The sequence below is a fragment of the Kitasatospora sp. UYEF31 genome (genome assembly GCF_057291755.1).
In genome coordinates this window covers 40,358-52,052 of record NZ_JBXAWK010000047.1, presented here as the reverse complement: position 1 = coordinate 52,052, position 11,695 = coordinate 40,358, and the positions used below count along the sequence as shown (strand labels likewise).

The 11,695-nt window shown below is 68.9% G+C and carries 11 protein-coding genes, 1 tRNA gene and 1 pseudogene; 11 read left to right on the top strand and 2 right to left on the bottom strand.

Annotation, left to right across the window (positions count from 1 at the left end):
• The 6 genes and pseudogenes from AC0Z36_RS21840 to pth all read left to right on the top strand — a co-directional run.
• Window positions 1–390: pseudogene (locus AC0Z36_RS21840) on the top strand (hypothetical protein); the annotation flags it as partial.
• Between the two features lie 97 nt (window positions 391–487).
• Window positions 488–560 (top strand) — tRNA-Gln (locus AC0Z36_RS21835).
• A 231-nt stretch (window positions 561–791) separates the two neighbouring features.
• Entirely contained in the window at window positions 792–2,339 is a 1,548-nt protein-coding gene (glmU, locus tag AC0Z36_RS21830) for a bifunctional UDP-N-acetylglucosamine diphosphorylase/glucosamine-1-phosphate N-acetyltransferase GlmU (protein WP_485464687.1), read from the top strand.
• Window positions 2,336–3,313, top strand: a complete 978-nt coding sequence (locus AC0Z36_RS21825; protein WP_485464686.1) for a ribose-phosphate diphosphokinase — start codon at window positions 2,336–2,338, stop codon at window positions 3,311–3,313. The genes glmU and AC0Z36_RS21825 overlap by 4 nt, the downstream gene beginning before the upstream one ends.
• Before the next feature lie 369 nt (window positions 3,314–3,682).
• Window positions 3,683–4,258 (top strand): 50S ribosomal protein L25/general stress protein Ctc, encoded by a 576-nt coding sequence (locus AC0Z36_RS21820; protein WP_485464685.1) that lies wholly within the window; start codon window positions 3,683–3,685, stop codon window positions 4,256–4,258.
• 23 nt (window positions 4,259–4,281) lie between these two features.
• On the top strand, window positions 4,282–4,929 hold the full coding sequence (gene pth, locus AC0Z36_RS21815; protein ID WP_485464684.1) for an aminoacyl-tRNA hydrolase: 648 nt from the start codon (window positions 4,282–4,284) through the stop codon (window positions 4,927–4,929).
• 133 nt (window positions 4,930–5,062) lie between these two features.
• On the opposite strand, the gene AC0Z36_RS21810 is transcribed toward pth, so the two are convergent.
• Window positions 5,063–5,575: an SUKH-3 domain-containing protein gene (locus AC0Z36_RS21810; RefSeq protein WP_485464683.1), complete on the bottom strand. Its 513-nt coding sequence runs from the start codon at window positions 5,573–5,575 to the stop codon at window positions 5,063–5,065.
• Between the two features lie 13 nt (window positions 5,576–5,588).
• Window positions 5,589–6,161 (bottom strand): YwqJ-related putative deaminase, encoded by a 573-nt coding sequence (locus tag AC0Z36_RS21805; protein ID WP_485464682.1) that lies wholly within the window; start codon window positions 6,159–6,161, stop codon window positions 5,589–5,591.
• 456 nt (window positions 6,162–6,617) lie between these two features.
• Between AC0Z36_RS21805 and AC0Z36_RS21800 the strand changes: the two genes are divergently transcribed.
• The 5 genes from AC0Z36_RS21800 to AC0Z36_RS21780 all read left to right on the top strand — a co-directional run bounded on the left by AC0Z36_RS21800 (window position 6,618) and on the right by AC0Z36_RS21780 (window position 11,691).
• Complete coding sequence (locus AC0Z36_RS21800) at window positions 6,618–7,748, top strand: Gfo/Idh/MocA family protein (RefSeq protein WP_485464681.1); 1,131 nt, start codon at window positions 6,618–6,620, stop codon at window positions 7,746–7,748.
• On the top strand, window positions 7,748–8,728 hold the full coding sequence (locus AC0Z36_RS21795; RefSeq protein ID WP_485464680.1) for an SDR family NAD(P)-dependent oxidoreductase: 981 nt from the start codon (window positions 7,748–7,750) through the stop codon (window positions 8,726–8,728). The genes AC0Z36_RS21800 and AC0Z36_RS21795 overlap by 1 nt, the downstream gene beginning before the upstream one ends.
• An 11-nt stretch (window positions 8,729–8,739) precedes the next feature.
• On the top strand, window positions 8,740–9,864 hold the full coding sequence (locus AC0Z36_RS21790) for a DegT/DnrJ/EryC1/StrS family aminotransferase (RefSeq protein ID WP_485464679.1): 1,125 nt from the start codon (window positions 8,740–8,742) through the stop codon (window positions 9,862–9,864).
• Window positions 9,861–10,964: a DegT/DnrJ/EryC1/StrS family aminotransferase gene (locus AC0Z36_RS21785; protein ID WP_485464678.1), complete on the top strand. Its 1,104-nt coding sequence runs from the start codon at window positions 9,861–9,863 to the stop codon at window positions 10,962–10,964. Before AC0Z36_RS21790 ends, AC0Z36_RS21785 begins: the two co-directional genes overlap by 4 nt.
• A gap of 160 nt (window positions 10,965–11,124) precedes the next feature.
• Window positions 11,125–11,691: a Uma2 family endonuclease gene (locus AC0Z36_RS21780; RefSeq protein ID WP_485464677.1), complete on the top strand. Its 567-nt coding sequence runs from the start codon at window positions 11,125–11,127 to the stop codon at window positions 11,689–11,691.
• Window positions 11,692–11,695: the final 4 nt, after the last annotated feature.

Genomic DNA, 11,695 nt, shown 5'->3' with positions numbered 1-11,695 from the left:
CCGGCCCCGCCCCTGAGCACTGGCCGACCCCGCCGAGCAGGGCACCTCACCCAGACCTCATCGCGAATCGGGCATCACGGCGCGAACCGCACTCTCATGGCACGGCTCCGGTTGATGGATGTGGGGGTTGAGCAGTGTCGTTTCCACGTCACGATCCACGAGTCCGCCGACGTGGTGGCCGCAGAGCAGTACTGGGTTGACCGGATCGGTTTTCGGAAGGAGCAGCTGAATAAAACCTCGCTCAAGAAACACAACCCGAAGACGACTCGGAAGAACGTCGGCGAGACCCACCGGGGGTGCCTCGCGGTGTACGTCACCAAAGGAAGCGGGCTATATCAGCGCATCGAGGGTTGGTGGCAGGGTGTTGTCCGCGCGCTCGCAGAACGTTGATCCAAGTGCGGCGCAATGCCTGCGCGGATCGAGGCGGGGGACTGGCATAGTAGGGGGCGGGCAATCGGACAACAGGAAGATCAAATGTCCGATTTGATCCGCTATGAGGTAATTGGTTAGCCTTGAGGCCTTTGAAGCCTTCTGTCCAGGTTCGAGCCCTGGTAGCGGAGCATGGTGGTTCGAAACCTCGCCCGGTGGGGTCGCCGATATCGTCGGTGGCCCCACCGGGCGAGAGTCGTTAGCGGGTCGATGGGCAGGGATGCTGTTCCCGCCTGGGTGAAGCCCCTCCGCGCGCGGCGCTATCCTCGTACTGCCCGGTTAACTAGGCATGGCCAGCGCTTGGCCGATCCACAGCCGTTACCGGGCGGTCCCCCGCCAGCGACGCCGAGGAGCCACCTCACGTGAGCCCCATCCGCCCGGCTGCCGTTGTCGTCCTCGCAGCGGGTGAGGGCACCCGCATGAAGTCGAAGACGACACCGAAGGTCCTCCACACCATGGCAGGGCGGTCCCTCGTGGGACATGTCGTAGCCGCGTCCCGGGCCCTGGAGCCCGAACACCTCGTTGTCATCGTCGGGCACATGCGTGAGCAGGTCGCCGCACACCTGGCCGCCGCCGATCCGCAGGCCCGCACCGTCATCCAGGAGCAGCAGAACGGCACCGGGCACGCCGTCCGCGTCGCGCTGGAGTCCCTGGCCGCCGACGGAGTCGAACTCGACGGCACGGTCCTGGTGGTCAACGGCGACACCCCGCTGCTCTCCCCGGACACCATGCGCGCACTGGTCGACGGCCACCGGGCCGACGGCAACGCCGTCACCGTGCTGACCGCCGTCGTGCCCGATCCCGCCGGCTACGGGCGGATCATCCGCGACGTGGACGGTTCGGTCCTGGGGATCGTCGAGCAGAAGGACGCCGACGAGGCCCAGCGTGGGATCGCCGAGATCAACTCGGGTGTGTACGTGTTCGACGGCAAGCTGCTCGCGCACGCGCTGACGCAGGTCGACACGGACAACTCGCAGGGTGAGGAATACCTCACCGACACCCTCGGCATCCTCCGGCTCGCCGGGCACCGGGTCGGTGCGCTGGCGGCGGCTGACCACCGGGAGATCCTGGGCATCAACGACCGGGTGCAGCTCGCCGAGGTCCGGCGGATCATGAACGACCTGCTGCTCGATGCGGCGATGCGGGCGGGCGTGACCGTGGTGGACCCGCGGACGACCTGGATCGACGTCGGTGTGACCTTCGGCCGGGACGCGTTGGTGCACCCCAACACGCGGCTGTACGGACGTACGTCCGTCGCCGAAGGCGCCGAGGTCGGCCCGGACTCCACGCTGACGGACACCGAGGTTGGCGCGGGCGCACAGGTGCGCTGCACCACCTCCGAGGGCGCGGTCATCGGTCCGGAGGCGACTGTCGGCCCCTACACCTACCTCCGTCCGGGCACGGTCCTCGGAGTCGCGGCCAAGGCCGGCGGCTTCGTGGAGATGAAGAACGCCCGGGTGGGTAACGGGTCCAAGGTGCCGCATCTGTCCTACGTCGGGGATGCGACCATTGGTGAGGCTTCCAACATCGGAGCGGCCACCGTGTTCGTGAACTACGACGGGGTGGCCAAGCACCACACCGTCGTGGGTGACCACGTGCGGGTGGGCAGCGATTCGATGCTGATCGCCCCGGTCACGATCGGCGACGGTGCTTACACCGCGGCCGGTTCGGTGATCACTCAGGATGTCCCCCCGGGCGCGATGGCGGTGGCCAGGGGACGGCAGAGGAACGTCGAGGGGTGGGTGGCCAAGGCGCGTCCTGGCTCGCCCGCCGCTGAGGCTGCGGTCAAGGCCGCGGTCAAGGCCGTGGCCGCGGCTGAGCAGGACCAGGCGGGGCAGGACCAGTCGGGGTCGTCGCAGGACGGCCCGGCTGACGCGAGCAGCAGCAGCAACAAGGAGACGGTGCAGTGACCGCGATCAAGACGTCCCCCGAGCGCAAGCTCACGCTTTTCAGCGGGCGGGCCCACCCTGAGCTGGCTCAGGAGGTCGCCGAAGCGCTGGGGACCGAGTTGGTCCCGACCAAGGCCTTCGAGTTCGCCAACGGCGAGATCTACGTCAGGTTCGAGGAGTCGGTGCGTGGTTCGGACGCGTACGTCATCCAGAGCCACACGGCGCCGATCAACAACTGGATCATGGAGCAGTTGATCATGGTGGACGCGCTCAAGCGCGCCTCCGCCAAGCGGATCACTGTCATCGTCCCGTTCTACGGCTACGCCCGGCAGGACAAGAAGCACCGCGGGCGTGAGCCCATCTCGGCGCGGCTGATGTCGGACCTGTTCAAGACCGCGGGCGCCGACCGCATGATGGCCGTGGACCTGCACACCGCGCAGATCCAGGGCTTCTTCGACGGCCCGGTGGACCACCTGTTCGCGCTGCCGCAGCTCGCCGACTACGTCGGTCAGCGGGTCGACCGCGACAACCTGACGATCGTCTCCCCGGACGCCGGCCGCGTGCGTGTCGCCGACCAGTGGAGCGACCGGCTCGGTGCGCCGCTGGCGATCATCCACAAGCGCCGTGACCCGAACGTCGCCAACCAGATCATCTCGGCCGAGGTGGTCGGTGACGTCAACGGCCGTGTGTGCGTGCTCGTGGACGACATGATCGACACCGGTGGCACGATCGTGGCGGCGGCCGAGGCGCTGTTCGCCAACGGTGCCGCCGACGTGATCGTGGCCGCGACGCACGGTGTGCTGTCGGGCCCGGCTGTCGACCGTCTGAAGAACTCCCGGATCAGTGAGGTCATCCTGACCGACTCGCTGCCCTTCCCGCCGGAGCGCCGCTTCGACAAGCTGACCCTGCTGCCGATCGCCCCGATGATCGCCCGCGCGATCCGCGAGGTGTTCGAGGACGGCTCCGTCACCAGCATGTTCGACGGCAACAGCTGAGTTCTCCGTACGGAATAGCCCCTGTCGTACGCCGTGTTCGGCGGACGGCGGGGGCTTTTCCATGCCCGGGGTGGTGACCGGGGAGGTTCGTCCGGACGGGTGAGCGGGGCACCCGATTTCGAGGTCTGGCCTTCAAGCGGGTAGGCTGCGGTGGTTGCCCGGCGAGGGATGCGTAAGCCTGTCTCCGTGATCGACGCGGTAGTGACGGCTCGCACGCTCTTCTCATCGGGCGCAATCGGGGACCCGGCAGCATCTGGCTGCCATTAGAGGTCCGGTCCGATAGCCATCCAGTCGGCAACGGTTCGAGGCTTCGCCCTACGGGGACCCCGCCCCGCCAGCCGCCACCGCGTCGTTCGAGGAGTACCCGTCGTGTCCGAGGTCCGTATCGTCGCCGAACCGCGTTCCGAGTTCGGCAAGGGTGCCGCTCGCCGCACCCGCAGCGCGGGCAAGGTTCCGGCCGTGCTCTATGGTCACGGCGCCGCACCGCTCCACCTGGCCCTTCCGGGTCACGAGCTGATGATGGCGCTTAAGACCCCCAACGTTCTTTTCGAGCTTGAGATCGACGGCAAGAAGGAGCTGGCGCTGCCGAAGGATGTGCAGCGTCACCCGATCAAGCGTCACCTCGAGCACATCGACCTCATCACCGTCATCCGTGGCGAGAAGGTCGTTGTTGAGATCCCCGTGACCACGGTCGGCGAAATCGCCCCCGGTGGTCTGCTGGAGAACGTCCTCAACACCCTGACCCTTGAGGCCGAGGCGACCAACCTCCCCACGGCCGTCGTGATCTCGATCGCGGGTCTTGAGGTCGGTCAGTCCATCCACGCGAAGGACGTCGAGCTGCCCGCAGGCTCGACCCTGGCCGTGGACGGCGACACCGTCGTCCTGCACGTCCTGCAGCCGGCTGCCGCTGAGGCCGCTGAGGGCGAAGCCACCACCGAGGCCTGAGCCTCCCGGTAGCTGAAAAAACAATGAGTGAGTCAAAGGCCCACGCCACCGCGGACAATGCTCCGTGGCTGGTCGTGGGCCTTGGCAATCCCGGGCCCGAATATGTCGGCAACCGGCACAACGTCGGGTTCATGGTGGCCGACCTGCTGGCCGGGCGGATGCGCGGTGGGGGTGCGCGCGAAGCGCGTCCGAGTAAGGGCGGTGGCGGGGGAGCGGTCGGGTTCAAGGCCCACAAGTCGCGCTCGCAGGTGGTCGAGGGCCGGCTCGGTGGTCAGCGGATCGTGCTGGCGAAGCCGCAGTCGTTCATGAACGTCTCCGGCGGTCCGGTGGTCGCGCTGCGCGACTTCTACAAGGCTCCGCTCGACCGGCTGATTGTGGTGCACGACGAGTTGGACATCGACTACGGGGCGCTGCGGCTGAAGTGCGGTGGCGGCGACAACGGCCACAACGGCCTGAAGTCGATCACGAAGACGCTCGGTCCCGACTACTTCCGGGTGCGTTTTGGCATCGGCCGCCCGCCGGGGCGGATGGACGTGGCGGCTTTTGTGCTGAAGGACTTCTCCGGTACGGAGCGCAAGGAGCTCGACTACTTCACCGACCGCGCGGCGGACGCCGTGGAGGCGCTGGTGGCCGAGGGCCTGGAGCGGGCGCAGGACACGTACAACACGTGAGCCCGCGCGGCGGGTAGTCCGTACGGTGGCTGAATTCTTCTTGACGAGCTTTATGCAACAGGGCTCCGACGGTCTCCGTCGGGGCCCTGTTGCTCTTCCGGCCGGCCGGCCGATCCCGCGTGCCCCGCGGGGTTCACCAGGTGCCGTCGTCGCGGATCCGGGCCGGTGCGGTGCCGTTGACGAGGGTGGTGACGGCGCTGTCCATGTCCGGGCCGAGGAACCACTCGCCGGTGTGGTCGAGGGCGAAGACGCGCCCGGCCGGGTCGATGGCGAGGTAGCCGGTGCCGATGGGCTGGCTGCCGTTCTTCCCGGGAGCGGAGAGCTCCTGCCCCAGGGGGCACAGGTGGGTGCCGAGCGTGCGGCCGATATCGGTGAGGGTGCGGGCGAGGTGGATGGCCCGGGTGGGGTCGATGACAAAGGGGTTGCGGGCGATGTGTTCGCCGGCGCCCTGGAGGTCGAAGTGCAGGCCGCCGAATTCGGCCCAGGCGTCGAGGGCGCTGGGGAAGACGCTGTGGCGGTGGTCGTCGGGGGACACGTGGTCGCTTATGTGGCGGGCCCACGTCTCGGCCTGGGTGAGGCGTTTGCGGCCGACGGTCCAGCCCGCGCGCTTGAGTTCGTGGATGACGTCGGTGGAGAAACGGGACATCTGGGTCTGCCTCCTACCTGTCTACGGGGTCGATGCCGAAGTGCTGGAGCAGCGGGCGGCAGGATCGGCAGGGCGGCTGGTAGGTGCTGTGGGCGGGGTCGCCGTCTTCGCGGATGCGGCGGACGGTGATCTTCGCGCCGCGCAGGGTCTTGCGGGCTTCGGCGATGGCGAAGGGCTTCTTGGCCGTCCGGCCCCGGCGCTTGGTCTCGACTTCGAATAGGTGTTCGGAGACGAGTTCGACCTCGGCGCAGCGTCCGCGCCAGCGTTCGCGTTGTTCGACGGGGAGGCTGTGCAGGACTTCGCTGACCAGCGGGTGCGGGATGGGGACAGTGTCGCCCTTGGCGCCGGTGCGGGTGCGGACGGTCTTCCCGATGAACAGGGCCGCAGCGACGGCGGGCAGGATGCTCTCGCGGGCGGTGCGCAGGGGCTGCGTCGTCCGGGGCTGCGTCGTCCGGGGCTGCGTCGTCCGGGGCTGTGCCTTGTCAGGCGGGGCAGTTGTGCTGTGGGGCGCGTCCGGGTGTTCCGGTGCGTCCGCGGCTTCCGGGGTTGTCTCCGGTGCTGCCGTGGTGGTGTCGGCCGCCGCCACGTGCCGTCCTTTCCTGTGGCACCCGGCGTGGTCAGGGTGCTCATCTGTGTCTGGTGCCGTCCGGGTGGGTGTGCCCGGGGTGTGTCTGTGCCGGGTGGGACGCTTGGCGGCTGTCGGTCCGTTCCGTCTGGTCTCTGTGCGCGTCCGTATCCCAGGGTGTCAAACGTTTGCGGGTGCGGTGCGGGCAGGGGCGGTCGAACGGTTGTTCCACGTCGTTTTCCTGGTCGTCGGCCGTCCCGGTGTCGGTGTGGTCCGGCGGGACTCGGCCGCGGACGGATTTCCGCAATGGGCCTGCGGGGTGCGCCGGTGGGCACTAGCGTCCTGTCTCAGAACGCATCGTGGGGGCGGGTTCGTGCTGTTGTGCGGGCCTTTCTGTGTGGTCGTCGGCGCAGTCGGATGTGCCGCGGCCCTGGGGGACGACCGGGGGGTTGACGCAGCGTCATGTCTGATGGGCGATTGAGTAGGGCGATCGGGCTAGCGGTGGTGGGCGCGGGTTACTGGGGGCCGAACCTGGTGCGGAACGCGCAGGCCACGCCGGGGTTGCGGTTGGAGTGGCTGTGTGATCTCGATGAGGAGCGCGCGCGGTCGGTGCTGGGGGGTTACAGCACGGTCGGGGTGACGTCGTCGTACGACGACGTGCTGGCGGACGAGTCGGTGCGGGCGGTGGCGGTCGCGACGCCGGCGTCGACGCATTTCGAACTGGTGCGCGCGGCGCTGGAGGCGGGCAAGCACGTGTTGGTGGAGAAGCCCATCACGTCGAGCCGCGCTGATGCGGTGAAGTTGGTGGAACTCGCCGAGCGCAACGGGCTGGTGCTGATGTGCGACCACACGTTCTGCTACCTGCCGGTGGTGCAGCGCATCCGTGAGATGGTGCACGGCGGTGAGGTGGGCGAGGTCCAGTTCATCGATTCCGTACGGATCAATCTTGGTCTGGTCCAGCCCGATGTGGATGTTCTGTGGGACCTCGCGCCGCATGACCTGTCGATCCTCGACTTCATCCTGCCGCCGGGGGTGACCCCCGTGTCGGTGGCCGCGCACGGTGCGGATCCGCTGGGGACGGGCCGGGCCTGCCTGGCCTACCTGGTGGTCAGGTTGTCCAACGGGGCGATAGCGCACGTGCATGTGAACTGGCTGTCGCCGACGAAGGTCCGGACGATGATCGTCGGTGGTTCGCGGCGCACGCTGCACTGGGACGACATGAATCCGGCGGCGCGGCTGCACGTGTACGACAAGGGTGTTGAGCTGTCCGCGACGCCGTCGGCGGAGACCAGGCGGCGGCATCTGATCTCGTACCGGACGGGTGACGCGGTCGCTCCGGCGCTGCCGACGACGGAGGCGCTGCGTGGGGTGATGGCGGAGTTCGCCGACGCGATCGCCACCTCTCGTCCGGCGTTGACCGACGGGCGGTCCGGGCTCCGGGTCCTGGAACTGCTTGAGGCTGCGTCGTTGTCGATGGAGCTGGGCGGGGCGACGGTGCCTGTGGGGTCTGCCGCGTCGGACTTGGGGGCGGCCTGCGCGAAACCCGGTGACCTGGTTGAAGACGTGCTCCCCCGGCAGCGGGGGCGCAGTGAGAGGGACGCGGACTGATGGTGGAACTCAAGGGTGCGGACTGCCTGGTGACCGGCGGCGCGGGGACGATCGGCTCGGCGATCGTCGAGCAGTTGCTCGCCGCGGGGGCCGGCCGGGTCGTGGTGCTGGACAATCTGACGCGGGGGCGGCGGCGGAATCTCGCCGAAGCGCTGGAGGACCGCAGGTGTGAGCTGGTCTCCGGTGACATCCGGGACCGGGAGTTGCTCGCCCGGCTGATGCCGGGCACTGATGTGCTGTTCCATCAGGCGGCGATCCGGATCACCCAGTGTGTGGAGGAGCCCAGGCTGGCGTTGGAGGTGCTGGTCGACGGGACGTACAACGTCCTGGAGGCGGCGGTGGCGGCGCGGGTGGGCAAGGTGGTCGCGGCGTCGTCGGCGTCGGTGTACGGCCTGGCGGACACCTTCCCGACGGCGGAGACGCAGCATCCGTACGACAACGACACGATCTATGGTGCGGCGAAGACGTTCAATGAGGGGCTGTTGCGCAGTTTCGGGGCGATGTACGGCCTGGACTACGTGTGTCTGCGGTACTTCAACGTGTACGGGCCGCGGATGGACATCCACGGGCTGTACACCGAGGTGCTGATCCGGTGGATGGAGCGGATCTCCGAGGGGCAGCCGCCGTTGATCTTCGGTGACGGTCTCCAGACGATGGACTTCGTGCACACCTACGACATCGCGCGGGCGAACCTGCTCGCCGCGCGGTCACCTGTGTCAGGTGAGGTGTACAACATCGCGCGGGGCGAGGAGGTCTCGCTCAAGGAACTGGCCGAGGGGCTGCTGGCGGCGATGGGCGCGCGGGGCTTCGCGGTGGACGGTCTCGGTGTCGAACACGGTCCTGACCGCAAGGTGAACGGTGTGACCCGGCGGCTCGCCGACGTGTCCAAGGCTGAGCGGGACCTCGGCTGGACGGCGGGGATCGGCCTGGACGAGGGGCTGCGGAACCTCGTGGCCTGGTGGACGGAGAACCGGACGTGACGGGGGCGTCGATGGATCGGATCCCGGTGATGAAGCCGTACTTCGGCGAGGAGGAGGCCCTCGCGGCGGCCGACGCGGTGCGCAGTGGCTGGGTGGCGCAGGGGCCGCGGGTCGCTGAGTTCGAGCGGGCGTTCGCGGGCTACCTGGGTGTGCCGGACGCGGTCGCGGTGTCGTCGTGCACGACGGCGTTGCATCTGGCGTTGATCGGTGCGGGGATCGGCCCCGGTGACGAAGTGGTGGTGCCTTCGCTGTCGTTCATCGCGACGGCCAACGCGGTGCGCTACGTCGGTGCGACGGTGGTGTTCGCCGACGTCGAGCCGGCCACCGGGAACCTCACCCCGGCCACGGTCGGGGAGCGTTTGTCCGACCGTACGCGGGCGGTGATCCTGGTCGACCAGGGCGGGATCCCGGCCGACCTGGACGCGGTGCGGGCGCTGTGCGATCCGCTCGGCGTCACCGTCGTCGAGGATGCCGCGTGTGCGGCGGGCAGTACGTACAAGGGCCGTCCGGTGGGGCAGGGGGCGGTGTTCGCCGCGTTCTCTTTCCACCCGCGGAAGTTGCTGACCTGCGGCGAGGGCGGCATGGTCACGGTGGGGCGGGCGGAGGCGGCGGCCCGGTTGCGGCGGTTGCGCGAGCACGGGATGAGCGTGAGCGCCGCGGAGCGGGAGAAGTCGCTGACGCCGGTGATCGAGACGTACGACGAGGTCGGCTTCAACTACCGCATGACGGATATTCAGGCGGCGGTGGCGCTGGTGCAGTTGGGTCGGTTGCCGGGTGTTGTGGAGCGTCGGCGGGAGATGGCCGGGCGCTACCGCAAGCTGCTCGCCGACGTGCCGGGGCTGCTGATGGCCGACGATCCCGAGTACGGCGAGGGCAATGTGCAGTCCTTCTGGGTGCTGTTGCCCGAAGGTGCCGACCGGGACGGCCTGTTGGCGCACCTGGCCGAGTCGGGTGTCTCGGCGCGGCGCGGGATCATGGCGTCGCATCTGGAGCCCGCGTACGCGGACGCGCGGGTGTCGCTGCCGGTCACCGAGCGGATCTCCCGGGACTCCCTGATCCTGCCGCTGTTCCACCAGATGACGGAGGATCAGCAGGACCGGGTGGTCGAAGCGTTCCGTACGGGGGTGTCCGCATGACCGGGGTTCCGCTGGTCGACCTGGCCGCGGCGCACGCGGAGGTCGCCGGCGAGGTGGCGGCGGGCTGGGCGCAGGTGCTGGCCCGTACGGCCTTCGTCAACGGCCCTGACGTGGGTGAGTTCGAGCGGGAGTTCGCCGAGTTCTCCGGGGCCGCGTACTGCGTGGCCGTGGCCAACGGCACCGATGCGATCGAACTCGCGCTGCGGGCCGTGGACTTGGAGCAGGGCTCGGGGGTGGTGATCCCCGCGAACACGTTCGTGGCCTCGGCGGAGGCGGTGGTGCGCGCGGGCGGCGTGCCGGTGTTCGCCGATGTGGACGACGAGTTCCTGCTGCTCGACCCGGCGCAGGCGGCCGACGCGGTGACCGGTGAGGTGCGGGCACTGCTGCCGGTGCACCTCAACGGGCAGCTCGCGCCGATGGAGCCGCTGGTGCGACTCGCCGAAGAACAGGACCTGCTGCTCTTCGAGGACGCCGCGCAGTGCCAGGGGGCGACGCAGGGCGGCCGGGGGCCCGGCAGTTGGGGTTACGCCGCGTCGACGAGTTTCTACCCGGGCAAGAACCTCGGCGCGTACGGCGACGGCGGCGCGGTGCTGACGAACAATGAGGCGCTCGCGCAGGCGGTGCGGGAGCTGGGCGACCACGGGGCGACGGCGAAGTACGTGCATGCCCGGCTCGGGTTCAATTCGCGCCTGGACACGTTGCAGGCGGTGGTCCTGCGGGCCAAACTCGCCCGCCTCGCCGGGTGGAACGAGGCCCGGCGGGCGGCGGCGGCGCGCTACGCCGGACTGCTCGGCGGGGCCGACGGCGTGCGGCTGCCGCGGACCGCGCCGGGCAACGAGCACGTGTGGCACCTGTACGCGGTGCGGGTGGCGAACCGGGACGGTGTCCTGAAGGCGCTGAACGCGGCCGGGATCGGGGCCGGCGTCCACTACCCGACGCCGGTGCACTTGCAGCCCGCGTTCCGGGGTCTGGGCTATGCGCCCGGTGACTTCCCGGTGACGGAGAAGGCGGCGGGGGAGATCCTGACGCTGCCGCTGTTCCCGCAGATCACGGAGGAGCAGCAGGTGCGGGTGGTGGAGGTGCTGGTGAAGGCTGTCTGAGCACGGAATGCTCCCGGAGCCCGCCGTCCCCCGGGGTGGTGGGCTCCGGCGTTCCGGCTGCCAGCGGGTGCGCTGTCCGGCAAGGCGGAACAGGGGTGACCCGGTACCGTTGTCACGTAACGTGTTCACGCCCTGGCTCGATCCCGCGAAGGAGGCTGTCATGACGGTAATAAGCGAAGAGGCACAGATGCTGTCGCGTTACTTGCATGACATGGAGGTCCCGGACGGACTCCGGGCGGAGATCATCGGGGGTCGTATCGTGATGTCGCCGATCGGTCGGGGCGGGCATGCTCTGACCATTGGCATGGTTGCCGACCAGCTCAAAGCGGCCTGCCCCAAGGGCATGTGGGTGACCGGCAGCGTCCAGTTCCGCGCTCCACACAGCGGGGAGGAGCCGATCCCGGACATTTCTGTCGTGCCGGAACAGGCTCTCCGCGAAGACCAGAGCTTCTACCTCATGGACATCGCTGAGTTGGTGGTGGAGGTCGGCTCGGAGAGCACAGTGGGGGACGACCGGGACAAGAAGCGGCATCTGTACGCGGCCGAACATGTCGGGCTCTACCTGCTGGTGGACAGGCTGAAGTCCACGGTCACGTTGTTCTCGAACCCGGTGGACGGCGACTACCGCAACTGCAACACCGTCACCTACGGCGGAACGCTGCCAGTCCCGGAGCCGTTCGGCTTTGAGCTGGTGACCGAAGGGTTCCCGCCGTACATCCGGCGATGAGTGG